The organism is Streptomyces sp. W16 (genome assembly GCF_033194735.1).
In the GTDB taxonomy this organism is placed as follows: Bacteria; Actinomycetota; Actinomycetes; order Streptomycetales; family Streptomycetaceae; genus Streptomyces.
In genome coordinates this window covers 1-22,916 of sequence record NZ_JAWOAI010000105.1, presented here as the reverse complement: position 1 = coordinate 22,916, position 22,916 = coordinate 1, and the positions used below count along the sequence as shown (strand labels likewise).

21 protein-coding genes and 1 pseudogene are annotated in these 22,916 nt (G+C 70.0%); 9 read left to right on the top strand and 13 right to left on the bottom strand.

What is annotated here, in order from left to right; all coding sequences use genetic code 11:
- Positions 1-405: 405 nt before the first annotated feature.
- Positions 406-1,338, top strand: coding sequence for a chitinase (locus R6V09_RS16520; RefSeq protein WP_317882172.1), 933 nt, complete (start codon positions 406-408; stop codon positions 1,336-1,338).
- On the opposite strand, the gene R6V09_RS16515 is transcribed toward R6V09_RS16520, so the two are convergent.
- From R6V09_RS16515 to R6V09_RS16500, 4 genes are all read right to left on the bottom strand, one after another.
- The gene (locus R6V09_RS16515; protein ID WP_317882171.1) at positions 1,325-2,287 is read right to left on the bottom strand and encodes a GNAT family N-acetyltransferase; all 963 of its coding nucleotides are present in this window, start codon (positions 2,285-2,287) and stop codon (positions 1,325-1,327) included. The genes R6V09_RS16520 and R6V09_RS16515 overlap by 14 nt on opposite strands.
- Positions 2,288-2,346: 59 nt before the next feature.
- Complete coding sequence (locus R6V09_RS16510; protein ID WP_317882170.1) at positions 2,347-3,399, bottom strand: LLM class flavin-dependent oxidoreductase; 1,053 nt, start codon at positions 3,397-3,399, stop codon at positions 2,347-2,349.
- 28 nt (positions 3,400-3,427) lie between these two features.
- Positions 3,428-3,883 carry a MarR family winged helix-turn-helix transcriptional regulator gene (locus tag R6V09_RS16505; RefSeq protein ID WP_317882169.1) on the bottom strand — a complete coding sequence of 152 codons (456 nt, stop codon included), beginning with the start codon at positions 3,881-3,883 and terminating at the stop codon, positions 3,428-3,430.
- Between the two features lie 70 nt (positions 3,884-3,953).
- Positions 3,954-5,051, bottom strand: coding sequence for a PP2C family protein-serine/threonine phosphatase (locus R6V09_RS16500; protein WP_317882168.1), 1,098 nt, complete (start codon positions 5,049-5,051; stop codon positions 3,954-3,956).
- Positions 5,052-5,393: 342 nt separating this feature from the next.
- Here R6V09_RS16500 and R6V09_RS16495 point away from each other — a divergent pair, with 342 nt between their 5' ends.
- From R6V09_RS16495 to R6V09_RS16475, 5 genes are all read left to right on the top strand, one after another.
- Positions 5,394-5,774 carry an ATP-binding protein gene (locus R6V09_RS16495; RefSeq protein ID WP_317882167.1) on the top strand — a complete coding sequence of 127 codons (381 nt, stop codon included), beginning with the start codon at positions 5,394-5,396 and terminating at the stop codon, positions 5,772-5,774.
- Between the two features lie 120 nt (positions 5,775-5,894).
- Positions 5,895-7,814: a primary-amine oxidase gene (locus R6V09_RS16490; RefSeq protein ID WP_317882166.1), complete on the top strand. Its 1,920-nt coding sequence runs from the start codon at positions 5,895-5,897 to the stop codon at positions 7,812-7,814.
- Complete coding sequence (locus R6V09_RS16485) at positions 7,807-9,222, top strand: APC family permease (RefSeq protein ID WP_317882165.1); 1,416 nt, start codon at positions 7,807-7,809, stop codon at positions 9,220-9,222. Before R6V09_RS16490 ends, R6V09_RS16485 begins: the two co-directional genes overlap by 8 nt.
- The gene (locus R6V09_RS16480; RefSeq protein WP_317882164.1) at positions 9,215-9,670 is read left to right on the top strand and encodes a hypothetical protein; all 456 of its coding nucleotides are present in this window, start codon (positions 9,215-9,217) and stop codon (positions 9,668-9,670) included. The genes R6V09_RS16485 and R6V09_RS16480 overlap by 8 nt, the downstream gene beginning before the upstream one ends.
- Positions 9,671-9,723: 53 nt before the next feature.
- Positions 9,724-10,314 (top strand): TetR/AcrR family transcriptional regulator, encoded by a 591-nt coding sequence (locus R6V09_RS16475; RefSeq protein WP_317882163.1) that lies wholly within the window; start codon positions 9,724-9,726, stop codon positions 10,312-10,314.
- Between the two features lie 15 nt (positions 10,315-10,329).
- Here the strand turns inward: R6V09_RS16475 and R6V09_RS16470 are convergent, their stop codons facing one another.
- The 3 genes from R6V09_RS16470 to R6V09_RS16460 are packed head-to-tail and all read right to left on the bottom strand — an operon-like array spanning position 10,330 to position 12,648.
- Positions 10,330-10,557, bottom strand: a complete 228-nt coding sequence (locus R6V09_RS16470; RefSeq protein WP_317882162.1) for a non-oxidative hydroxyarylic acid decarboxylases subunit D — start codon at positions 10,555-10,557, stop codon at positions 10,330-10,332.
- A 35-nt stretch (positions 10,558-10,592) separates the two neighbouring features.
- The gene (locus tag R6V09_RS16465; RefSeq protein ID WP_317882161.1) at positions 10,593-12,017 is read right to left on the bottom strand and encodes a non-oxidative hydroxyarylic acid decarboxylases subunit C; all 1,425 of its coding nucleotides are present in this window, start codon (positions 12,015-12,017) and stop codon (positions 10,593-10,595) included.
- A gap of 34 nt (positions 12,018-12,051) precedes the next feature.
- A complete protein-coding gene (locus R6V09_RS16460) occupies positions 12,052-12,648 on the bottom strand; it encodes a non-oxidative hydroxyarylic acid decarboxylases subunit B (RefSeq protein WP_317882160.1) in 597 nt (198 codons plus the stop codon).
- An 88-nt stretch (positions 12,649-12,736) separates the two neighbouring features.
- Here R6V09_RS16460 and R6V09_RS16455 point away from each other — a divergent pair, with 88 nt between their 5' ends.
- Together R6V09_RS16455 and R6V09_RS16450 are read left to right on the top strand one after the other, a co-directional pair.
- A complete protein-coding gene (locus R6V09_RS16455; protein ID WP_317882159.1) occupies positions 12,737-13,609 on the top strand; it encodes a helix-turn-helix domain-containing protein in 873 nt (290 codons plus the stop codon).
- Between the two features lie 149 nt (positions 13,610-13,758).
- Entirely contained in the window at positions 13,759-14,007 is a 249-nt protein-coding gene (locus R6V09_RS16450; RefSeq protein ID WP_317882158.1) for a hypothetical protein, read from the top strand.
- Here the strand turns inward: R6V09_RS16450 and R6V09_RS16445 are convergent.
- Both R6V09_RS16445 and R6V09_RS16440 read right to left on the bottom strand, forming a co-directional pair.
- Positions 14,004-14,279, bottom strand: a pseudogene (locus tag R6V09_RS16445) (cytochrome P450); the annotation flags it as partial. The gene R6V09_RS16450 and the pseudogene R6V09_RS16445 sit on opposite strands and share 4 nt — an antisense overlap.
- Before the next feature lie 124 nt (positions 14,280-14,403).
- Positions 14,404-15,861, bottom strand: coding sequence for an MFS transporter (locus tag R6V09_RS16440; RefSeq protein ID WP_317882157.1), 1,458 nt, complete (start codon positions 15,859-15,861; stop codon positions 14,404-14,406).
- Positions 15,862-16,038: 177 nt separating this feature from the next.
- Here R6V09_RS16440 and R6V09_RS16435 point away from each other — a divergent pair, with 177 nt between their 5' ends.
- The gene (locus R6V09_RS16435) at positions 16,039-16,494 is read left to right on the top strand and encodes a MarR family winged helix-turn-helix transcriptional regulator (protein ID WP_317882156.1); all 456 of its coding nucleotides are present in this window, start codon (positions 16,039-16,041) and stop codon (positions 16,492-16,494) included.
- Between the two features lie 72 nt (positions 16,495-16,566).
- On the opposite strand, the gene R6V09_RS16430 is transcribed toward R6V09_RS16435, so the two are convergent.
- The 4 genes from R6V09_RS16430 to R6V09_RS16415 form a co-directional block, all read right to left on the bottom strand.
- On the bottom strand, positions 16,567-17,493 hold the full coding sequence (locus tag R6V09_RS16430; protein ID WP_317882155.1) for a hypothetical protein: 927 nt from the start codon (positions 17,491-17,493) through the stop codon (positions 16,567-16,569).
- A 190-nt stretch (positions 17,494-17,683) separates the two neighbouring features.
- Positions 17,684-19,168, bottom strand: coding sequence for an alpha-amylase (locus tag R6V09_RS16425; RefSeq protein WP_317882154.1), 1,485 nt, complete (start codon positions 19,166-19,168; stop codon positions 17,684-17,686).
- Positions 19,165-21,885 carry an MGH1-like glycoside hydrolase domain-containing protein gene (locus R6V09_RS16420; RefSeq protein WP_317882153.1) on the bottom strand — a complete coding sequence of 907 codons (2,721 nt, stop codon included), beginning with the start codon at positions 21,883-21,885 and terminating at the stop codon, positions 19,165-19,167. The genes R6V09_RS16425 and R6V09_RS16420 overlap by 4 nt, the downstream gene beginning before the upstream one ends.
- Positions 21,869-22,916: MFS transporter (locus R6V09_RS16415; protein ID WP_317882152.1), on the bottom strand; the 1,048-nt coding region annotated here is incomplete at its 5' end. The genes R6V09_RS16415 and R6V09_RS16420, both read right to left, overlap by 17 nt.

Genomic DNA, 22,916 nt, shown 5'->3' with positions numbered 1-22,916 from the left:
CGGTGAACCCGGCGGCCACGATCTCGGGCCCCCTGCCTCCCGCACCGGCAACGGCGACCGTGTGCCCCGCGGCCTGAGCCGCTCGGGCCACGGGGACGAGAGGGCGGAAGTGACCGCTGCCACCGATGAACGTGAACAGGACGCGCATCGGGCTCCCCTCGACGAATTCCCCTGCCGTACCGGTCAGTTCACTGTAAAGAACCTTGACAGACGATTGGTCTAGTCCAAATATGGTCGCTGTTCGCCCCGGTCCGGGGCGACTTCTCTCCTTTCAGCATGGGAGCGTCAATGAGACGACCTGGGCCTCTTCGCGCGTCACTGTCATGCGCGGCCGTAACCGCCTTGTCCACGGGGCTTGTTGCTCTCGGCGGGGGTGCCGCGAACGCAGATCATCGCGCGCAGCCCATGCCGGATCATGTCGCGGCGCCGTACTTCGAGGCGTGGACCGGTGAGAGTCCGGCCGCGCTCGCCGCGGCCTCCGGCAACAAGTACCTCACGATGGCGTTCCTGCAGACCGAGGCGCCCGGTTCGTGCACGGCGTACTGGAACGGCCTGCCCGCCCAGCCGATCGCCAAGTCCACCTTCGGCAAGGACATCGCCACGATCCAGGCGCGCGGCGGCAATGTCATCCCGTCCTTCGGCGGCTACAGCGCGGACACCACCAACACCGAACTGGCCGACAGCTGCACGGATGTCGACGCCATCGCCAAGGTCTACGAGAGCCTGGTCACGACCTACGGCGTGAGCCGCATCGACCTCGACATCGAGGCCGACTCCATCAACAACACCGCCGGCATCGACCGCCGCAACAAGGCGATCGCGAAGGTGCAGCGCTGGGCCGAACGCACCGGCCGCAGCGTGGAGTTCTCCTACACGCTGCCGACCACCACCACCGGTCTCGCGCCCAACGGCGTGGCCCTGCTGCAGAACGCCGTCGACAACGGCGCGCGCGTCGACGTCGTCAACATCATGACGTTCGACTACTACGACGGCGCCGCCCACGACATGGCGGAGGACACCAAGACCGCCGCCACCGGCCTGCACGCCCAACTCGCCGCGCTCCACCCGAAGAAGAACCCGGCGAAGCTGTGGAAGACGATCGGCGTCACCGAGATGCCCGGCATCGACGACTTCGGCCCGGCGGAGACCTTCACCACGCAGAACGCGGTCACCGTGAAGAAGTGGGCCGCGGCCCGGGGCATCAACACGCTCTCCTTCTGGGCGCTCCAGCGCGACAACGGCAACTGTGTGGGCACCGGCGGCGCCAACAACTGCTCCGGAATCGCCCAGGACACCTGGTACTTCAGCCACACCTTCAAGTCGTTCACCCGCAGGTGACGGGGAGGATCAACTCCCAGGTGTCGACCCCGTAGTCGAGGGTCATGCCGTGCCGTTCGTACAGGGCGAGCGCGTTGCTCGTGTTGTCGGTGTCCACGCCCAGGCCGATACAGTCGCGGCCCAGCGCCGCGTAGTGGCCGAAGCCGTACCGCAGGAGATGGCTGCCCAGGCCCCGGCCGCGGGCCTGGCGCAGGACGGCGAGGTTGCCGATCCAGGCCATGGAGGCGCGGTCGTTGTGGCTGCGCAGCATCGCGGCGTCCCCGAGGCCGTCGACGTGGGCGATCCAGATCAGCGACCAGTCGACCCGCTCGGCGTCGATGTCGTCCAACCACTGCGTGTACGTGCGGTACTGGAAGTCGAAGTGCTCGGTCATGGCCTCCTGGAGCAGCGCGTGGGCGCGTCGGCGGTCCGCTTCCTCCAGGCAGGGGCGCAAGGTCACGCCGGGCGGGGAGGCGGGCAACGGGTCGGCCGACTGGGACAGTTGACGCGCCATCACGTTGTAGCGGCGGACCGGTTGCCAGCCTCGGCCGCGCAGTGCGGGCAGGTCCATGGTGGGGGCGAGGGTGAGGTGCAGGTGGGCCACGGCACGGGACGCTCCGTTGGCGGCGGCGCGTTCCGCGGCCCTGGCCTCCATCAGGTCGAACAGGTGCAGGGCGCCCGGCAGTCGGTCCGGCACGATGTAGTGGTCGATGTCGATCCGCTCGCCGCCCGAGTCGTCCCACAGCAGGCCGTAGCCGATCAGGCGGGCGCCCTCGAAGAGCAGCCAGGAGTCGCGCTCCAGGTCCACCTCAGGGTGCTTCAAGTCCGTCTGGACCTCGGCCAGTTCGGTGTCCGGACGGCCGATCTCCAGCAGGTCGACCTCATTGAGCAGGGCACACACCACCGCCGCGTCGTCCGGTGTCGCCGGACGGACGCGCAGGCCGGGCGGCAGAGAGGTGGGGGCGGTCATGGATCCACTGTCGGGTGACGGCCCCCGGCCCGCAACGGGGTTTCCGGGACCCCGTGGGTTCAGTCCGCCATCAACTCACGCACCAGGGGTGCCACCTTCGTGCCGTAGAGCTCGATGTTGGTCATGAGGGTGTCGTGGGGCATTCCGGTGATGCCGTACTTCAGGTTGAAGCGGGTCGCGTCGAGGGTCTTCAGGGTGTCCGCGATCTTTCGGGCCACGGTCTCGGGTGATCCGACGTGCAGTGCACCACCGGGGCCGACGTCGCGCATGAGGCTCTCGCGGGTCGGGGTGCGGAAGCCGCGTTCCCGCGAGACACTGCGGATCAGCTCCTGGAAGGCCGGCACGAACTCCTCCACCGCCTGTTCGTCGGTGGCGGCGACATGGCCTGGCGCGTGCACGCCGATGGGCCGCGCCGGGTGGCCGAACTCCGCCAGCGCCCGGCGGTACAGCTGGGAGAACGGGGCGAAGCGGGCTGTGTCCCCGCCGATGATCGCCAGCATCAGGGAGAACCCGTACTGGGCGGTGCGGATCACCGACTGGGGGCTGCCGCCGACGCCGATCCAGGTGGGGATCGAGCCGGTCTCGCTGTGCGGGTAGACGGAGAGCCCGTCGAGGGCGGCGCGGGTGTTGCCGTGCCAGGTGACGGGCTTCTCCTTGAGCAGTTCGGCGAAGAGGGCGACCTTCTCCTCGAACAGTTCCTCGTAGTCGTCCAGGTCGTAGCCGAACAGGGGGAAGGACTCGGTGCTCGATCCTCTCCCGAGGATGACTTCGGCGCGGCCGGCGGAGACGGCGTCGAGGGTGGCGTAGCGCTGGTAGACGCGGACGGGGTCGTCGGAGCTGATCACGGTGACGGCCGAACTGAGGTGGATGTTGGAGGTGCGCGCGGCGATGGCCGCGAGGACGACGTCGGCTGCCGACAGCGGCATCGCCTCGGTGTGGTGCTCGCCGATGCCGAAGTGGTCGACGCCGACCTGGTCGGCGAGGACGCCCTCCTCGACGAGGCGGCGGATGGCCTGGCCGTGGGTCAGCTGCTTGCCGTCCGCGTCGTTCGTGACGTCGCCGAACGTGTCGAGACCGAGCGAAACGCCATCGGTACTGGTCGGTTTGGTCATGTCGTACTCCTTGGGTCTGCTCGGTGGGTCAGGTGGCGATACGGCGCATCAGGCCGAGGAGCCGGGTCAGGTCGGCGGCGTCGACGTGGTCGAGGACGTGGCGCCGGACGCTGGCGAGGTGGGCGGGCCATGCCTCCTGGAGGCGGGCGAGGCCGCGGTCGGTGAGGACCGCGTTCCAGCCGCGGGCGTCCTCGGCGCAGCGTTCCCGTGCGACCAGGCCCTGTGTCTCCAGGCGGGTGACGATGCGGGTCATGCCGCTCAGCGAGAGGTTGCAGACGGACGCCAGCTCGCTCATGCGCATCCGGCGGTCCGTGGCCTCGGAGAGGTGCATCAGGGTCGTGTACTCGGACAGCGGCAGGCGCTGCTCGCGCATCATGTCGGCGTCGACCGCGCGGGGCAGCACCAGCATGACCCGCGCGAGTTCGCGCACCAGTGCCTCCTCGTGCGGGCTCATGGGCTGCGAGGACTGCTCGGGCGTGGCCATGCCACCAGTTTACTTGATTGACGCAGCAATGACTTGGGGCGACGACGAGGCCGTCACGGAACTCCCTAGCTCACCCGAGGGGCGAGGTCTCTTCCGTCGTCTCCGCATGCCCGTGGTAGCGCAGCAGGAGCATCGCGGCGTCGTCGTGGAGCGGGCCCGCCGTATGGCGGACCAGGTCCTCGCGCAGCGAGTCGAGGGCCCTCTGCGCGTCGGGTTCCTTCAGCAGGTGCGCCCGCTCGCCGAGCGGATAGAAGGTGCCGCGCTCGTCGCGGGCCTCGGTGACGCCGTCGGTGTAGAGCAGCAGTTGCTCGCCCGGTGCGAAGCGTACGGAGAACGGCTTCGGGGTCTCGCTGCCGTGGGCGCCGCCGAGGCCGAGCGGCGGGGCGTAGGCGGGCGGTGCCGGGAAGTCGGCGGCGCCGTTGCGTCGTACGACCATCGGGGGCGGGTGGCCGTAGTTGAGGAAGAGCACCTCGTGGTCCGTGCCGATCTCGGCGAGGACGGCGGTCACGAACTTCTCGTCGGACAGCACCCGGGAGACGCTGCGTTCCAGGCGCTCGCCGAGTCCCACCAGGTCGGGTTCGTCGTGCGCGGCCTCCCGGAACGCGCCGAGCACCACGGCGGCCGTCTCGACCGCGGCCAGCCCCTTGCCCTGTACGTCGCCGACGATCACCCGCACGCCGTGCGGGGAGGCGACCACCTCGTAGAGGTCACCGCCGATCCGGGCCTCGGCGACGGCCGAGGTGTACGACACCGCGGCCTGGAGCGGGCCCGCGGTCAGCGGCACCGGCCGCAGCAGGACGCGTTGGGCCACCTCCGCGATGGACCGCACGCTGGCCAGCTCGGCCTCGCGGCGTCCGCGCATCACGGCGGCGGCGATGCCCGCGCCGGTCACGCCCACCACCGACACCATCGCCAGGAAGCCCTTGCGTTCCTGGAACAGGCCGTCGTAGAGGCCGAGTCCGACGCACAGTGCGAGGGCCGCCGCGCCGAACCACGCGGTGCGGCGCCAGCCGCCGACCAGTCCGGCGAAGGCCGGCCCGAGGGAGGCCAGTGGCAGGAAGCCGAGTCCGGGGCCGGTGACGACGTCCCCGACGGCGACCACCGCCATCACCGCGGCGGGCAGCCAGGTCAGCACGGAGAGACTGCGCTGCGGCTTCGTTGCGGCCATGGTCCACTCCAACGGCGTCGCGGCGTCCGGAGCCGCCCTCGCCTTCCGCGCAGGGGTCCCTCCCCCACCCTGGACATCGCAAGGCTGCCAGGCAAGCCCTCGGACGCGCCCGGCCCTTTACCCAATTGATTCCGAGAACTGACATTTCCTGATCGGCGACAACCATGTGGCGCAGACCGGTTGGCGATCACCGACTCCGGGCAAGTGAAGTGTGCAGGACCCGCCGCGCAAGACATGCAGCGGCCCCGGTGCGGTGTGGCGCCGCGGGGATACCGGGTGTCCTAGGAGGGGAAGTGATTCGCCATGCGTACGCATCGGCGTACCCATAGGCGTTCCGTACGCGTGGAGTACCTGCTGCCGGACGAGGCCGCGGCGGCGGGTCAGGCGCGAAGGCTGACATCGGAGTTCCTAGCCCGCTCCCGCAGTCGGATGGCGCGGGTGGACGAGGAGCAGATCGACGACGCGACGCTCATCGTCTCCGAACTGGTCGCCAACGCGACCGAGCACGGGCGCGGCGAGTGCCGGCTGCGTCTCGAACTGTCCGACCAGAAGGTCACGGTCGAGGTCTACGACGACAGTCCGAGCCCGCCCCGCGTGCGGCCGTTGACGGCCGAGGGCGAGAGCGGGCGCGGTCTGGCCATGGTGCGCTGTCTGGCCCACCGTCTGGACGTCACACCGCTCACCGGGGGCGGCAAGCGAGTGCGCGCGGTCCTGGCCATCTGACGCGGCTCCCCGACTTTCACCGACTTAACAGCAAGGCAACGCGGGCGTACTGCCGAGCGAAACGTGGCCGCGCGATTTTTTGCTCTACGAACGTAGAGAAAAAATCTCCCGGAGGCCCGCATGGCTGCCGCTCCTCATCCCCTGGACCCGCTCGCCCCGCTCACCCCTGAAGAGATCACCGCCGCCCGCGAGCTTCTCGTGGCGGCCGGGCTGGTCACGGAGGCCACCCGCTTCGCCTACCTCGGACTCCTCGACCCGCCCAAGTCCGCACCGGAGCACGAGGATCGACGGCTACGGGTCCTGCTGCTCGACATCTCCGGCGGCCCCTCCCGCGACGCGACGATCTCCCTGACCGAGTCCCGGGTCGTGACGCACCGGCTGATCGACGCCGCGACGGAGGGCCAACTCCCGGTCCTGGACGAGGAGTTCGCGCTCGTCGAGGAGATCCTCGCGAAGGACGCCCGCTGGCTGTCCGCCCTTGCCTCCCGCGGTCTGGACCCCGACTCGGTGCGCGTCGCCCCGCTCTCCGCGGGCGTGTACGACGCCGAGTACCCGCAGGAGCGGGGCCGCCGCATCCTGCGCGGCCTGGCCTTCGTACAGCAACACGCGAAGGACCACGCGTGGGCGCATCCCGTCGACGGGCTCGTCGCCCATGTGGACGTCCTGAACCGGACCGTGGACCAGGTCATCGACCTCGGCCCGGTACCGGTGCCCGAGGAGTCGGGAAACTTCGACGACCCGGCCGTCACCGGCCCGCCGCGCACCACCCTGAAGCCCATCGAGATCACCCAGCCGCAAGGGCCGAGCTTCACCCTCGACGGCAATGCGCTGACGTGGGAGAACTGGTCCCTGCGCATCGGCTTCGACGCCCGCGAGGGGCTGATACTCCATCAACTCTCCTTCGCCGGACGCCCGGTGATCCACCGCGCGTCGATCGCCGAGATGGTCGTCCCGTACGCCGACCCCTCCCCCGTCCGGTCCTGGCAGAACTACTTCGACACCGGCGAGTACCTCATCGGCCGCTACGCCAACGCGCTCCAGCTCGGCTGCGACTGCCTCGGCGACATCACGTACCTCGACGCGGTGATCGCCGACGAGACCGGCACGCCGCAGACACTCACCAACGCCGTCTGTCTGCACGAGGAGGACTACGGCATCCTCTGGAAGCACACCGACCTCTGGGCGGGCTCCGCCGAGACCCGACGCCAACGGCGCATGGTGCTCTCCTTCTTCACCACGGTCGGGAACTACGACTACGGCTTCTACTGGTACCTGTACCTCGACGGCACCATCGAGTTCGAGGCCAAGGCCACCGGCGTCGTCTTCACCTCCGCCCACCCCGGCGGCGACTACCCCTACGCCACCGAACTCGCCCCCGGCCTCGGCGCCCCGTACCACCAACACCTGTTCAGCGCGCGGCTGGACATGGCGGTGGACGGTCCCGTCAACCGCGTCGAGGAGATCGAGACGGTCCGGGTGCCGATGGGCCCCGACAACCTGCGCGGCAACGCCTTCGCCCTCAAGCGCACCCCGCTGACGCGGGAGAGCGAGGCACAGCGGATGGCCGACGCGGGCGTGGACCGCGTGTGGCACATCTCCAACCCCGAGTCGCTCAACCGGCTCGGGCGGCCGGTCGCCTACGCCCTGCACCCGGAGGGCAGACCGGCTCTGCTCGCCGATCCGGGGTCCTCGGTCGCGGCCCGCGCCGCCTTCGCCACGAAGCACCTGTGGGTCACCGCCTACGACCCCGCCGAGCGCTACCCGGCGGGCGACTTCGTCAACCAGCATCCCGGCGGGGCGGGGCTGCCCGCGTACGCCGCCGCCGACCGGGACCTCGACGGGCAGGACCTCGTCGTCTGGCACACCTTCGGACTGACCCACGCCCCGCGCCCCGAGGACTGGCCGATCATGCCGGTCGACACCACGGGCTTCACGCTCAAGCCGGTCGGCTTCTTCGACCGCAACCCCACCCTCGACGTGCCGCCGAGCACCTCCGCCCACAGCGCCTGCGGGACGGGTTCGGGAGGCTGCCATGTCTGAACAGACCATCAGCACCGGATCAGTTGACACACCGTCAAAACTGCGTGGCTCGATCGGAGTCGGCGGGATCGTCTTCATGGTCGTCGCGGCGGCGGCACCGCTCACCGCCATCGGCGGCGCCCTGCCGGTCATGCTGGCCATCGGCAACGGCCCCGGCGTACCTGCCGCCTACCTGCTGGTCGCCGTCGTCCTGCTGCTCTTCAGCGTCGGGTACGCCGCGATGAGCCGCCATGTCGTCGACACCGGCGCCTTCTACTCGTACGTCACCGCCGGGCTCGGCCGGATCACCGGCACCGGTGCGGCAGGGCTGGCGCTGCTGACGTACAGCACGATCCAGGCCGGGATCTACGGCCTGTCCGGTGTCACCCTTCAGGGGCTGGTCGTGAAGTACAGCGGCCCCGACCTGCCTTGGTGGCTGTGGGCCGCGGCGCTGTGGGGACTGGTCGCGGTGCTGGGCTTCCGCAACATCGAGGTCGGCACGAAGGTGCTGTCGGTGCTGCTGGTCCTGGAGGTCGGCATCGTCACGGTGATGACGGTGGCGATCCTCGCCCAAGGAGGCGCGCACGGCATCGACTTCGACTCCTTCACACCGGGTGCCTTCAGCACGGGGTCGGCGGGCATCGGGGTGATGTTCGCGGTCGCGTCCTTCGTCGGCTTCGAGGCGACCGCCATCTACAGCGAGGAGGCGAGGGACCCCAAACGCAGTGTGCCCAGGGCGACTTACCTCGCGGTCATCGCCATCGGGGGCTTCTACGCGCTGTCCAGTTGGGCGGTCGTCCTGGCCGTCGGCACGGACGAGGTGCGGGGTGCGGCGGCGAAGGACACGAGCGGGCTGGTCTTCGCCGTGGCCGGGCAGTACGTCGGCCCGGCCGCCTCCGACACGATGGAAGTCCTGTTGCTGACCAGTCTGTTCGCGGCGCTGCTCGCCTTCCACAACGCGATCTCCCGCTATCTGTTCTCCCTCGGCCGCCAGGGCGACGCCCCCGCGGTCCTGGGCCGCAGTCACGCCAAGCACGGTTCGCCGCACGCCGGTTCGCTGGTGCAGAGCGTGTCGGCGGCCCTGGTGGTGGGGGCGTTCGTACTCGCGGGGTCCGATCCGGTGCTGGAGCTGTTCACCTGGATGAGCGGTCTGGCAACGCTCGGCGTGCTGGTGCTGATGATCCTCGTCGGGGTCGCGATCATCACCTTCTTCGCCCGCACGGGAGTGGACACCCGGCTGTGGCACACCCGGCTCGCACCGGCGCTCGGCGCCCTGGGGCTGTGCTGGATCACGTTCATGGTGCTGGCCAACTTCACCACCCTGATCGGCGGTTCGGCCTCACTCGCGCGGCTCTTCGAGGGGATCGTCGTCCTGTTCTTCGCGGCCGGGGCGTTCTCGGCCGTCGTACGGCGTCGCCGCGATGCCTGACGTCCTCCCGGCCGCCGTCGCGCTGACGGGCTCCGGTCTGTGCCTCGCGGGGCATGTACCGGGGCCCGTACGACGCTGGGGCCCGCACGCCACCGCACTCGCCGTGACCCTGCTGATGGTGGGAGGTCCGGGGCCGTACCCGCTGCTCATGGGCGCCGCCGTGACGGCGGGGATGTGTCTGTTCACCCGTGGGCCGGTCGCCGCCGACCTCGCGGTGATGGCCGTGGTCACCGCGGCCATGGCCCGCCTCGCCCAGGGACGGCACGACCACCACACCGGCGGCCACGGGCTGTTCGCGCTGGCGGTGGTGTTGTGGCTGCTGGCCCGGGCGGGTGCTGTCATGCAGCGGGCGCTGCGTCCCGGTGCGCCGTGCGTCGGTACGCGCGGCGGGATCGGCGGGATCGGCGGCGCGATGATGGCCCTGGGCATGGCCGCCATGCTGGCCTGACCGGGTCGGACCGGCGTCGGAGCGATGGAAAGCGGCTGGATTAAGGTCGGGGCATGCCCAAAATCGTCGATCATGACGCGCGGCGCCGCGAGATCATCGAAGCCGTATGGGCTCTGATCGCAAGACACGGGCTCGACGCCGTCACCATGCGCGACCTCGCCGCCGAGGCCGGTTACGCCAACGGTGCGCTGACCGGCTACTTCCGCAACAAGGACGAGATCCTGCTCGCCGCCTTCCAGCACGCCTTCGAGAGCACCAACGTCCGCGCCCGCGAGTCCATCGCCGACGCGACCGGCCTGCCGGCCCTGCGCCTGCTCTGCCTGGAGATCATGCCGCTCGACGATGTGCGCCTGATGGAGGCCCGGGTCGTCATCGCCTTCTGGGACCACGCTGTTCACGACGCGCGCATGACCGAGATCCACGAGAACGCCATAGGGGCCTGGCGGACACAGATGTGCGGCTATCTGCAACAGGCCCGTCGACAGGGCGACATCGGCACGAGAACCCCTGACGACGAAGTCGTCGACACCTTGCTCGCGGCTCTCATGGGCTTCCAGATCAACGCGGTCCTGCTGCCCCACACCACCACGCCCCGGCGTCAAGTAGCGGTACTCGACGGCTTGTTGGGCCCGTTGCGGCCGTAGCCGAGCGTGGGCGGTTCAGCCGGCGAGCAGCGGCGGCACGACGGGCACCTCCCGGGCGGTCTCGATGTCGGACGGTGTCATGCGGAACTCGGCGGGGTACGCCTCGCGCCGGGTGCGGCGGTCGGGTTCGGTGGTACGCCACATGTACAGGCAGCGGACGCACTGGAGTACGTCCCACACGCCGGGGACCGGTGAGGCGGTCACGGTGTCGACCGTGTCGTGGGCGCAGCGGGGGCAGATCATGGCGGGTGGCTCCTGACGGTGGTTCGTGGGTCGGGTCAGCGGGCGGCGATCAGGGCGCGCAGGCGGTCGGCCCACTCGGCGGTCTCGGGCAGATCCCGTACCGGGGTGTCGAAGTGGCCCCGGTCGTCCGGTGCGACCGGGGTCGTGGCGTCGATGATCATCTTGCTGGTGATGCCGGGCGTGTCGGCCGCCGGTGCCAGTGCCATGACGGAGAGGTTGGGGACGATGACCACGTCGTCCTGGGGGTTGACCTTCGCGGACATCGCCCACATCACCTGGGGCAGGTCGAAGGGGTCGACGTCCTCGTCCACGACGATCACCTGCGTGACGTAGCCGAGGCCGTGCGGTGTGGTCATCGCGCGCATGCCGACCGCCTTGGCGAAGCCGCCGTAGCGCTTCTTCGTCGAGATGATCACCGCGAGGCCGTGGGTGTACATGGCGTTGACGGCCTGCACCTCGGGGAATTCGGCGCGCAGTTGTTTGAGCAGCGGGACGCAGGTGTTGGGGCCGACGAGGTAGTCGACCTCGGTCCACGGCATGCCGAGGTAGAGGGATTCGAAGACCGGGTCTGTGCGGTAGGAGATGCGGTCGATACGGATCACCGGCATCCGTCGTCCGCCGGAGTAGTGGCCGGTGAACTCGCCGAAGGGGCCCTCTATTTGGCGCTTGCGGCTCTCGACGACGCCCTCGATGACGACCTCGGAGCCCCAGGGGACGTCGAAGCCGGTGAGGGGCGCGGTGGCGATGGGTGCGGGGGCCCCGCGCAGGGCGCCTGCCATCTCGTACTCGGACTGGTCGTAGCCCATCGGCATACCGGCGACGATCGTGATCACCGGGTCGTTTCCGAGGGTGATCGCGATGGGCAGGTCCTCGCCCAACTCCTCTGCTGCGTGCAGGTGTTGGGCCACGTCGTGCATGGGGACCGGCTGGAAGGCGAGGCGGTCGCGGCCGATGACCTCGATGCGGTAGGTGCCGACGTTCTGCTTGCCGAAGTGGTCCGGGTCGCGCGGGTCTCGGGAGACCACGGCGGCCTTGTCGAGGTAGAAGCCGCCGTCGCCGTCGTTGAGCCGGAACAGCGGGAGGACCTTGAACAGGTCGATGCCGGGGCCGAGTTGAGTGTTCTCCCTCCAGAGCGCGTCCTCGCGGCGTTCGGGTGCGACCGGGAAGGCGTCCCAGCGGCGGGCGAACTCCTCGACCTGTTCGCGTACGGAGGTGTCCGGGGGCAGTCCGAGGGCGAGGGCGTGGTTGCGCCAGGAGCCGTGGACGTTCATGGCGATGCGGGCGTCGGTGAAGCCCTTGACGTTGTCGAAGTAGAGGGCGGGGGCGCCTTCGCCGATGCGGCCGGCCGCGTTGGCGGCGGCGGCCAAGTCCGGTTCGGGAAGCACCTGTTCGGTGATCCGCAGCAGCTGGTTCTCCTTGTCCAGGGTGTCCAGGAAGCTGCGCAGGTCGTCGTGGGGCATGGGGGCTCCGTGGGTGTCCGTCGGTGGCTGTCGGTCAGGCGGCGGGGTGGATGCGTGCGCCGCGGGCGGTCCGCATGCCCTCCCAGCGTTTGGCGGCGGGGGCGGGCAGGTCGAGCTGGTCGAGGACGCGGGAGGTGATGTGGGTGACGATGTCGTCGACCGTGGCGGGGTGGTTGTAGAACGCGGGCATCGGCGGCACGATCCGTACGCCCTTGCGGGCGAGGTCGAGCATGTTCTCCAGGTGGATCTCGCTCAGCGGGGTCTCGCGCGGCACGAGGACCAGCGGGCGGCGCTCCTTGAGTACGACATCCGCGGCCCGTCCGATCAGCCCGTCGGCGTAGCCGGTGCGGATGCCGGCCAGGGTCTTCATGGAGCAGGGCACGATCACCATGCCGTCGGTGCGGTACGACCCGGAGGCGATGGTGGCCCCCTGGTCCTCGGCGTTGTGGACGACGTCGGCCAGAGCGGCGACCTCGCGGGCGGTGCGTCCCGTCTCCAGCTCCACGGTCGTACGGGCCCACCGGCTGAGGACGAGATGCGTCTCCACCTCGGGCAGCTCGGCCAGCTGCTCCAGCAGCCGCACTCCCAGGACGGCTCCGGTCGCCCCGGTCATCGCCACGATCAGTCGCACGTCGCCCAGCTCCTTGCCCAGTCCGGTCTCTGCTCTTTCGACCGTAGAAGCGGTTCGGGGCCCGACAAGGGTAGGCTCGGGACTCGCCATGGGAAAAAACGGTCAGCCTCAACTTGAGATCACCGATGTGTCGTACCGCCCATCGCTGGGCGCGCCCATCGGTATGGACGTCCTGGACTTCACCGAGCTGCTCTCCCGCGGTGCGCGCCGCGGCATCGATCTGTCGGCCCCGCAGCGACCGGACTTCCACCACCTGATCCATGTCACCGACGGCACGCTGCGCCACCGGGTGGACTTCACGGACTGCGCGGTGGAAGCGGGCGGGTGGCTGTGGGTGAGTCCCGGACAGGTGCACCAGTACGTCCCCGACGACCTGACGACGGCCCGCGGCACGATCGTCATCTGGCAGCCCGGCTTCGTCCCGACCGATCCCCCCTTCGACCAGTCGCCACTGCTCCCGGCCCAACCCCAGGCCCGGGCAGCCCGCCTGACACTGCGTCATCTCGCCCACGAATACGCCGACTTGACGTCGCTCCCCCTCGACGCACACCTCCAGACCCTCCGCATGCTCCTCTCCGTCCTGCTGCTCCGCCTCTCCCACGTCCGCCCGGACCCGGTGTCGTCCGCCCCGGCCGACGACACGTTCCGGCGCTACAGTGCCGCGCTGGAACGGGACTTCCGCACCAGCCACCACGTCTCCGACTACGCGACCGCCCTCGGCTACAGCCCGCGCACCCTCACCCGCGCGACCCTCGCCGCCACCGGCACGACCGCCAAGCAGTACCTCGACGCCCGCGTCCTCCTGGAGGCCAAACGCCTCCTCGTCCACACCGATGCCACGGCGGCGGACATCTCCCGCACCCTCGGCTTCACCGAACCGACCGACTTCGCGAAGTTCTTCCGCAAGCGGGACGGCCGTACGCCGCTGGAGTTCCGCGCGGTGGCACGCGGGCAGAGATGAATCACCCGAGCATCCGGAGGCACGCATGCGGGAATTCCAGCCGGGTGGGACCGCCGTGAGGCGCGATGTGTTCCGGCGGAGGGTGTGGAGTGCTCATGCGTTGCGGAGCACGGCCCATCTCCAGTGGGTGCCGCCCGACACGTGGTCTGGTGGTCGCACCCGATCTGTCACGGTGGGACTGGAAGAACAAGGACGAGGACGAGTGCGCCCACGGCCGCCGGTTGGGAGTGGTCGGCGAGGCCGATCACCGGGCGGTCGGGGAGGCTCGTGAGGCGGTGCTGGCGATGATCGAAGCGGGCGCCGGACCGTTCGCTGTCGACGGGGGTCTGCGGAGCCGGCGTCCCGATCCTCACTGGCCGGCTCCCCAACTGCCCACCGAGGTACTGGACTTGGGCTAGCCGGCACTTCCCGGATCTCCCACCGGGCCGAACCGCACCGGCAGCGCGCTCAGACCGCGCAGCAGCGTGCCGGTTCGCCACGTCAACGTCGCGTGGTCCGCGGCCAGAGCCAGGTCGGGACGGTGGTGCAGGAGGAGGCGTACGGCGATGGCGGCCTCGGTGCGGGCCAGGGGTGCGCCCAGGCAGTGGTGGAGGCCGTGGCCGAAGGCGAGGTGTCCGGGGCCCCGGCGTCGCACGTTGAAGCGGTCGGGGTCGGGGAAGTGGAGGGGGTCGCCTCAACCACCGTGTCCCACTCGGGAGTTGATCACCGGACAGCACGCTGCCCGGCGTCTGAGACCGATCCCCCGGTCCTTCGTCGCCGGGCAGCGCATCCCCCGTGCGTTCACCGCGCTCCGGTCAGGACTCGACCCCGGCCTCCTCGCGCGCAGCGACCGGCTCGGGCTTCTCCTCGGCGGGCGCCGCCTGGCGTACCGCCGGGATCGCCGCCGCGACCAGGGCCGCGAGCAGGGCGACGCCGCCGCCGATGAGGAGGCCGGTGCGGAAGCCGTCCTCGGAGGTGAAGGTGTAGCCGCCCGCGGTGTTGGTCATCTGGGCGAGGACGACGCCGATCACCGCGGCGCCGATCGAGGTGCCGAGGGCGCGCATGAGGGAGTTGAAGCCGTTGGCGGCGGCGGTCTCGGAGAGGGGGACCGAGCTCATGATGAGGGCCGGCATCGCGCCGTAGGCAAGGCCGACGCCACTGTTGATGACGATGCAGACGACCATGAGGCCCCAGGCGGAGCTCATCAGGCCCATGGACAGGGCGTAGCCGACGGTGATGACGAGGACACCGCTGATCAGGGTGAACTTCGGGCCGCGGACGTTGGTCAGCTTTCCGCCGAGCGGGGAGACGATCATCATCATGATGCCGCCGGGTGCCATCCACATGCCGGCCGCGAGCATCGACTGGCCCAGGCCGTAGCCGGTGGCCGCGGGAAACTGGAGCAGCTGCGGTACGACCAGCATGCTGGAGTACATGGCGACGCCGACGAAGACCGAGGCGACGTTGGTGATCAGGACCCGGGGTCGGGCGGTGGTACGGAGGTCGATCAGTGGGTCGCCGGTGCGCAGCTCCCACACACCCCAGGCCAGGAAGGCCACTACGGCGACGGCGAACAAGCCGAGGACGGTGCCCGAACTCCAGCCCCAGTCCGCGCCCTTGGAGATACCGAGCAGCAGGCAGACGAGACCGACGGCCAGGCCGAAGGCGCCGGGCACGTCGAAGCGCTGGCCCTTGGCGGCGGCCGGTACGTCCGGGATCAGGAACCAGATCAGGGCGGCGACCACCGCTGCGAGGGCGGCCGAACCCCAGAACAGGGCACGCCAGTTGGCGTACTGGGCGACGGCCGCGGCGATCGGCAGACCGAGCCCGCCGCCGATGCCCATCGAGGCGCTGACCAGCGCGATGGAGGGGCTGAGTCGCTCCTGCGGTACGACGTCCCTCAGGAGGGCGATGCCCAGCGGGACCATGCCCATGCCGACGCCCTGGAGACCGCGTCCGACGATCATCGGGACGATCGAGGAGGACAGCGCGCAGACCACCGAGCCCAGGATCAGCGGGACGGAGCAGGCGAGCAGCATGCGGCGCTTGCCCAGCAGGTCGCCGAGGCGGCCGACGACCGGCACGCAGACGGCCGCCACCAGCAGGGTGGCGGTGATCACCCACGCGGCGTTCGAGGACGAGGTGTGCAGCATCTCCGGGAGGTCGGCGATGAGCGGGGTGACCAGCGTCTGCATGATCGCGGCCGTGGTACCGGCGAAGGCCAGCGTGGCGACCACGCCGCCTGCGCGGGCTGAGGGCTGGGGGGCGTCCATGACGGGACTCCTCGGCATGTCTGTTCGGTCGGGACGTGAAGGAATGTGCATCGTACACATCATATGTATCAGCCATGTGATGTGGGTGATGCATACCGTCGTGCGAGGATGGGCCCGGCCGCCCCGAACCGCATGACACGGCGGCGGCATCGGAGGGAAGCAGGAGGCAGCGGACCAATGGACAGGCGTACGCGCGAGATCGAGTACGAGCAGATGCTCCTCAGCCGGCACGGGCTGCTCGCGCAGAAGGGCGGTCGGCGCAAGGACGGTGTGCTGGAGCGCAGCGCCTACGTCCTACTGAGCCGGATCCGGATCCAAGGGCCCATGTCGATCGGCGAGTTGAGCGACGCCTTCGGCCTCGACACGTCCACCCTCAACCGGCAGACGGCGGCGGCCATGCGCTCGGGTCTGGTGGAGCGCATCCCCGATCCGCAGGGCGGCATGGCCCGCAAGTTCCGCATCACGGACCTGGGCGCGCGGATGCTCGACGAGGAACGCGAGGGTCTCGTCCGGTCCCTGGACCAGATCATGGACGGCTGGTCGGACGAGGACATCGACGCCTTCGCGGCTTTTCTACGACGCTTCAACACCGACATCGAGCGGCTCGGCGGGCGTCCCTGGCCACGGCCGTGAGTGAGCCCCGCCCTGTGGCAATTCACGGGGCGGGGCTCTTGGTTCACACCGGGCGTGCCCGGATCAGTCGTGTCAGGAGGAGCGGCGTGCGCGGCTCGCCGCGTACACCACACCGCCGCCCAGGGCGATCACGAGGGCCGCGCCGCCCGCGAGGAGGCCGACCGGAGCGTTGGAACCGGTCTCCGCCAGCGGCTGCTTGCCACCGTTGGGCGTCGCCTTCGGCGTGGGCGACGGCGTCGACTTCAGCGGCGGGACGTGCGCGGAGGTGGGAGGCGTAGTCGACGGCTTGGGGCTGGCCGGCGGAGTCGACTCCTCGGCGGGAGGCGTGCTGCCGGCCGGCGTCGACGGCGTCGCGGGCGGGGCCGAGTCCGGCTGGGTCGGCGTCGGGGTGGGCGAGTCGGGGGTGCTGGGAGTGCACTCCTTGTCGCCACCGTTCCAGGCCGCGATGAGGTGGTACGGGGTCATGATGTTGTCGGGCTCGTAAGGGAGCGGGCCGTGGCCCTCGCCCGTACCGCCGTCGTAGGTGACGTCGTCGCCGTACAGGTCTATCTGGCCGTAGCAGTCGGGCGACTCGACGTTGAGCTTCTGCCAGGTCTGCCCCGAGTCGTCCGCGCCGGCGACGTCCTTGGCGGTGAGGTAGACCGTGGCCTTGTCGACCATGGTCTGGTGGCCGGAGGTGTACCAGGTGGAACCTTCGGCGGTGTATTCGGCGAGCGAGACGGGGTACTTGCAGCTGTCGCCGACGCTCTGGCCGGGAGCGAGCCGGACCTCGACGGTGCCCGGGACGGCGTCCCACTGGTGGAAGCCGCCCTGCGAGGTCCAGTCGGCGCCGACAACGTTTCCATCGGCGCCGACGATGCGGTACTGCACGGTGGCGGACTGGCAGGTGTCGTTCTCGGTGGCGCTCGCCGGGCCGGCCGCGAGCACGGGCGCGGCGGCGGCGATGAACGCGGTGGCTGCGAGGGCGGACAGGGATTGGAGGTGGTGCGAACGTGACAAAGTGAGCCTCGACGATGGTGAAAGGTGTGGGAGGTGGCAGAGCTAGCGGCGGGCGCACGAAAGGAAACGATCGAGGGCGTGCGCGACCGGACCGCTCGCAGGTGCTTCGCTCAGTAAAGGCACAGCGAAGTAAGCCGAATTCTTGTCACCTTTCACAACTCCCGTCAATCCTTCACCAGTTGGCCACAGGTCAAGATCCGGGCAGCAACGCGACAAGATGCCATCGCAGCCCGTCCAGCTCCACGTACAGGCCGGGGTCGAGGAGTTCGTCGCCGCCCCGATCATAGGTCAAGTCGGTTAGTAGTTCGGTGAGTTGGTGGGGGCCGCCGCGCAGGTCGGTCCAGGGTAGGCGGACCCGTCCCTGGGCCGGCTGGTCGGAGAGGTTGACGACGACGAGATGGCGGCTGGAATCAGTCGTCCAGGACCAGGCGACCAGATTCTCGTGGGACGGGTTGTCGGGCCAGCCGGTGCAGTCGAGCAACTGCCACTCCCCTCCCGTACGCATGCCGGAGGAGCCCACCGCGGCGAGCAACTGGTGGTAGAAGGCCAGGAGTTCCTTGTCGACGGGCTCTTCCGGCCGACGGGAGAGGAAGACCGGCGGGCGTACCCGGCGCCCCTCGAACTGCCCCTCGTGCCAGAGGGTCGCGCCGGGCAGCGTGGCGATGGTGACCGCCGCCACCCGTTCCCGCTCGGGTGACAGGGTGGCGGCGGCCCGGGGTTCGTCGTGGTTCTCCAGGAAGCGGACCAGGCCGCGCTGGTAGCCGAGGTCGGCCTGGAGATGGCCGTGCACCGATTCCGCGCCCTCGTGCAGCAGCCGGTCGTAGAGCCGTTTGTCGTAGCAGTGGTCGAACCCCTGGTGCTGCAGGGCCCATTCGAGGTCCCAGTACGCCTCGGCGACGAAGAGGAGGTCGGGGTGGCGCTCGCGGACCTTCGGGACGACGTACGGCCAGAAGTCCTCGGCCGGTGCCGTGCCCGCGCGCTCGCCCCAGGTCTTCGCGAAGACGTCGGTCATCAGGAGCATGGCCATGTCGCAGCGCACGCCGTCCGCCTGGTCGCCGATCGAGGCCAGGGTGTCGACGGCCGCCATGCGCAACTCTTCGCTGAAGGCGTCGAGTTGGACGACGTCGGGCCAGGGCGCGAAGTAGGGGTCGCGGCCCCGCGCGAACACCTTGCCGCCGGTCTCCAGGAAGGCGCCCGGGTCGCGGGCCAGGTCGTCCGGGGTGCCCTGGACCAGGCAGCCGGGGCGTTCGGTCAGCCAGGGGTGGTCGGGGGCCACGTGGTTGGGGACGTAGTCGAGGATCAACCGGACGCCGCGGGAGGCCAGTTGGGCGCGCGCTTCCGCAAGTCCCGCCGGGCCTCCGAGGGATGCGTCGACGACGTAGTTCCGGACGCAGTACGGCGATCCGGCGACGTCCTCCGGGCGGAGGTCGGGCAGCGCCGCCCGGAACGACTCCTGGAGGGAGGCGTCGCGCAGGGCGATCTCCAGTCCGGCCGGGCTGCGTTCCCACACGCCCATCAGCCAGACGGCGTCGACACCGGGGAGGGCGACCTCGTCCCAGGCGGGCGCGGGCACCTCGCCGAGGGTGACGGGACGGCCGTGGCGGCTGCTCAACTCGCCCAGCCAGATCAGGGTGTTGATCTCGTAGATCACCGGGTGGTCGGGCCAGGCGGTCATGACAGCGGTTCCTCTCGGTCGCCGGTCGGGCGCAGGCTCTCGCGGCCCCGGGCCGACCACTCGCCGTCGCCCAGGGTGTGGAAGAGGGTGGCGGTGACGGCCGACAGGCCGCTCCAGCCGGTCTGGTGGGAGGCGCCGAGACCGGCGCCGTTGTCGCCGTGGAAGTACTCGTAGAAGAGGATCAGGTCCTTCCAGTGCGGGTCCTTGGCGAACTTGGCCTGGGCGCCGTGCACCGGGCGGTGTCCGTCGGTGTCGCTGAGGAAGGTGGCGGTGAGCCGGTCGGCGATCTCGCGGGCGACCTCGTAGAGGGTGAGTTGGCGGCCCGAGCCGGTCGGGCACTCCACCGTGAAGTCGCTGCCGTGGAAGGCGTGCAGGTTGAGCAGGGCGCGGATCAGCAGCAGGTTGACCGGGAACCACACGGGGCCGCGCCAGTTGGAGTTGCCGCCGAACATCCCGGAGTCGGACTCGGCCGGCAGATAGCCGACTCCGTATGTCTCTCCGTGCACGTCGAAGGTGTAGGGGTGCTCGGCGTGGTACCGGGAGAGGGAGCGGATGCCGTGCGGGCCGAGGAACTCGTCCTCGTCGAGCATCCGGGACAGGACGCGCCGCAGCCGGTCCTCGCCGAACAGGGCGAACAGATAGTGGCCGTCGGCGTTCGGGCCCATGGCCTCGTGCGAGGAGATGGTGGCTTCGACGGCCGGATGACGTTCGATGAACTCCCGTGCTCCGGCGACCAGTTCGGGGAAGCGCTGGTCCGCCCAGGCGCCGACGAGGCTGGTGGCCGCAAGGGGGATCAGGCCGACGAGCGAGCGCACCTTGAGCCGGGTCGCCGTGCCGTCGGGCAGTCGCAGCACGTCGTAGAAGAAGCCGTCCTCCTCGTCCCAGAGGCTCGCGTTGTCGGCGCCGATGCGGTTCATGGCGACGGCGATCCACGCGAAGTGCTCGAACAGGGACTGCGCCTGCTCGACGTAGACGGGGTTGTCGATCGCCAGCTCTATGGCGATCTCAAGGAGGTTCTGGCAGTACAGCGCCATCCACGCGGTGCCGTCCGCCTGGTCGAGGTGGCCGCCGGTGGGCAGCGGCGCGCTGCGGTCGAAGACGCCGATGTTGTCGAGGCCGAGGAAGCCGCCCTGGAAGACGTTGTTGCCGTCGGTGTCCTTGCGGTTGAGCCACCAGCTGAAGTTCTTCATCAGCTTCTGGAAGGCGTTCTCCAGGAAGGCGCGGTCGCCCTTGCCGGTGCGGTGCTTCTCCAGCTCGTAGAGGAACAGGGTGGCCCAGGCGTGCACGGGCGGGTTGACGTCCCCGAAGTTCCATTCGTAGGCCGGGATCTGGCCGTTGGGGTGGAGGTAGAGGCGGCGCAGCAGCAGGTCCAACTGGCCCTTGGCGAAGGTGAGATCGACCATCGACAGGGCGACGGTGTGGAAGGCGAGGTCCCAGGCGGCGAACCACGGGTACTCCCAGGCGTCCGGCATCGACATGATCTCGTCGTTGACCATGTGGTACCAGTTGCTGTTCCGCACCCGGGGGTCGGAGGCGAGCGGGTCGACGCCGTGCTCGGACAGCCAGCGCTCGACGTCGAGGTAGTAGTACTGCTTGCTCCACAGCATCCCGGCCAACGCCTGCCGCACCAGCCGCCGTTCGTCGACCGACGAGTCGGCGGAGGTGATGCCGTCGTAGAACTCGTCCGCCTCCACCCGCCGTTGAGTCATGACGGTGTCGAAGTCGCCGGTCCAGTCGGGCAGTTCGGCGGCACTGAGGCGCAGGCGGACGGTCGCGCTCTGTCCGGCCGGGACGGTGAGCACGTGGTGGACGGCGGCCTTGGTGCCGGTCCGGTCGGGGTTGACCGCTCCGGTCTCCCCCTGGACCACGTACCGGTCGATGCCGTCCTTGACGTACGGCGACGCGTTCGAACTGCCGAAGATCTTCTCGTTGTTGGTGTCGTTCTCGGTGAACAGGGTCTGCGTGTCTGCGTCGCAGTAGAGCCAGCGAGGGCCCAGCTCCTCGTGGTCGGCGCGGAGCGGGCCGCCGGGCTCCTGGTGGATGGACGGGACGGCGGTGCCTCCGGCCCAGGACCAGGTGTGCCGGAACCACAGGGTCGGGAGCAGGTGCAGCGGGGCCTCGTCGGGGCCGCGGTTGTGGGCGGTGATCTCGATCAGCAGATCCTCGGGGCCTGCCTTGGCGTACTCGACGAACACGTCGAAGTAGCGGTCCTCGTCGAAGATGCCGGTGTCGAGGAGTTCGTACTCGAAGTCGCCGCGCCCGCGTGCCGAGTTGGTGGCCTTGAGGTCCTCGTAGGGGTACTCCGCCTGCGGGTATTTGTAGAGGTACTTCATGTACGAGTGCGTGGGCGTGCTGTCGAGGTAGAAGTAGTACTCCTTGACGTCCTCGCCGTGGTTTCCCTCGGAGTTGGTGAGGCCGAACATCCGCTCCTTGAGGATCGGGTCGCGGCCGTTCCACAGCGCGAGCGCGAAGCACAGCCGCTGTTTGTCGTCGCTGACGCCGGCGATGCCGTCCTCGCCCCAGCGGTAGGCGCGGGAGCGGGCCTGGTCGTGGGTGAAGTAGGACCAGGCGTCGCCGCTGTGGCTGTAGTCCTCCCGTACGGTCCCCCACTGACGCTCGCTCAGATAGGGGCCCCAACGGCGCCAGGGCACCCCGGAGTCGTCGGCCTCGGCCAGCCGTCGCCGTTCGGCATCCGGTGTGTCACCGTTCGTCGCCATCACGTGTCCTCCTCGTGGCCCGGCACATTCCCTCAGACTCGGGCGTCTTGGACTCGACCGCAACGGCTCGCGCGGATGGCCATCCGGTGGTCGCGTCCCGTTCGGTCACCCGGCTCGGGCCGGAGGAGCGGCAGGAGTTCACTAGAGCCACAGTCACGGCGAGCAGCAGCGCCGCTGCCGCCGCGACCGGCGCCACCAGGAAGGCTCCGGCGGCGCCGTGCCGGTCGGCCAGGTGTCCGGCGAGCGCCTGCCCGGTCGCGGTGCCGAGCGGGCCGCCCGCGCACAGGATCGTCAGGGCGACGGTCGCCCGGTCTGCGGGCGCGAGGCGTTCGGTGAGCGCGTACAGGCTGATCAGGTAGGGGGCCACGGTCACACCGGCGACGGCCATGGCCGCGGGGATGGCGTGCAGTCTGTCTCCGGCCACGAGAGTGAGGGTGCCCAGCAGCAAGGTCGCCGCGAAGGTCACGTACCGGTGGAGCGGCGTGAAGCGTGCGGGGAGCCAGGCGCAGGCGGCGCCCGCCAGTGCGCTGCCGACGCCGAAGACGGCGTAGAGGAGTCCCGCGCTGCCGGGGTGCCCGCTGTCGTCGGCGTGGGCGGTGACGCCGGTCTGTACGGCGCCGAAGACGGTGCCCATCGCGGCCATGGCAAGGAACATGGTCGCAAGTGGCAGTCGGGGCAAGGGAGTTCGCGAGGTACCCGGTGCCGGTCGGTGTGCGGCTTCGCCGGGGGCGAGGGACAGGGCGAAGGGCAGGGTGGCCAGGAGGAGCAGGGCGATGGCCGCCACGGTCGGTGCTGCCGGGCCGAGGGACGTGAGCAGTCCGACGATCGCCGGGCCCGCGACGAAGCTGATCTCGTCCATGGTCGCCTCGTACGAGAGGGCGGTGGGGACGAGGTCGGGCCGCTCGCGCGCGTGCAGCAGGCGTGACCAGTGGACGCGGACCAGGGGGCCGACCGGCGGCTGGGTGAGTCCGGCCAGGGCAGCCGCGGCGATCATGCCCGGGCGGCCGGTGTGGCTCGCCGCGACGAGGCCG

What these genes read in the sequence shown, in the direction of transcription:
- R6V09_RS16520 (WP_317882172.1), top strand. Translation starts at nt 406, where the DNA reads ATGCCGGATCATGTCGCGGCGCCGTACTTCGAGGCGTGGACCGGTGAG.
- R6V09_RS16515 (WP_317882171.1), bottom strand. Translation starts at nt 2,287, where the DNA reads ATGACCGCCCCCACCTCTCTGCCGCCCGGCCTGCGCGTCCGTCCGGCG.
- R6V09_RS16510 (WP_317882170.1), bottom strand. Translation starts at nt 3,399, where the DNA reads ATGACCAAACCGACCAGTACCGATGGCGTTTCGCTCGGTCTCGACACG.
- R6V09_RS16505 (WP_317882169.1), bottom strand. Translation starts at nt 3,883, where the DNA reads ATGGCCACGCCCGAGCAGTCCTCGCAGCCCATGAGCCCGCACGAGGAG.
- R6V09_RS16500 (WP_317882168.1), bottom strand. Translation starts at nt 5,051, where the DNA reads ATGGCCGCAACGAAGCCGCAGCGCAGTCTCTCCGTGCTGACCTGGCTG.
- R6V09_RS16490 (WP_317882166.1), top strand. Translation starts at nt 5,895, where the DNA reads ATGGCTGCCGCTCCTCATCCCCTGGACCCGCTCGCCCCGCTCACCCCT.
- R6V09_RS16485 (WP_317882165.1), top strand. Translation starts at nt 7,807, where the DNA reads ATGTCTGAACAGACCATCAGCACCGGATCAGTTGACACACCGTCAAAA.
- R6V09_RS16480 (WP_317882164.1), top strand. Translation starts at nt 9,215, where the DNA reads ATGCCTGACGTCCTCCCGGCCGCCGTCGCGCTGACGGGCTCCGGTCTG.
- R6V09_RS16475 (WP_317882163.1), top strand. Translation starts at nt 9,724, where the DNA reads ATGCCCAAAATCGTCGATCATGACGCGCGGCGCCGCGAGATCATCGAA.
- R6V09_RS16470 (WP_317882162.1), bottom strand. Translation starts at nt 10,557, where the DNA reads ATGATCTGCCCCCGCTGCGCCCACGACACGGTCGACACCGTGACCGCC.
- R6V09_RS16465 (WP_317882161.1), bottom strand. Translation starts at nt 12,017, where the DNA reads ATGCCCCACGACGACCTGCGCAGCTTCCTGGACACCCTGGACAAGGAG.
- R6V09_RS16455 (WP_317882159.1), top strand. Translation starts at nt 12,737, where the DNA reads ATGGGAAAAAACGGTCAGCCTCAACTTGAGATCACCGATGTGTCGTAC.
- R6V09_RS16440 (WP_317882157.1), bottom strand. Translation starts at nt 15,861, where the DNA reads ATGGACGCCCCCCAGCCCTCAGCCCGCGCAGGCGGCGTGGTCGCCACG.
- R6V09_RS16435 (WP_317882156.1), top strand. Translation starts at nt 16,039, where the DNA reads ATGGACAGGCGTACGCGCGAGATCGAGTACGAGCAGATGCTCCTCAGC.
- R6V09_RS16425 (WP_317882154.1), bottom strand. Translation starts at nt 19,168, where the DNA reads ATGACCGCCTGGCCCGACCACCCGGTGATCTACGAGATCAACACCCTG.
- R6V09_RS16420 (WP_317882153.1), bottom strand. Translation starts at nt 21,885, where the DNA reads ATGGCGACGAACGGTGACACACCGGATGCCGAACGGCGACGGCTGGCC.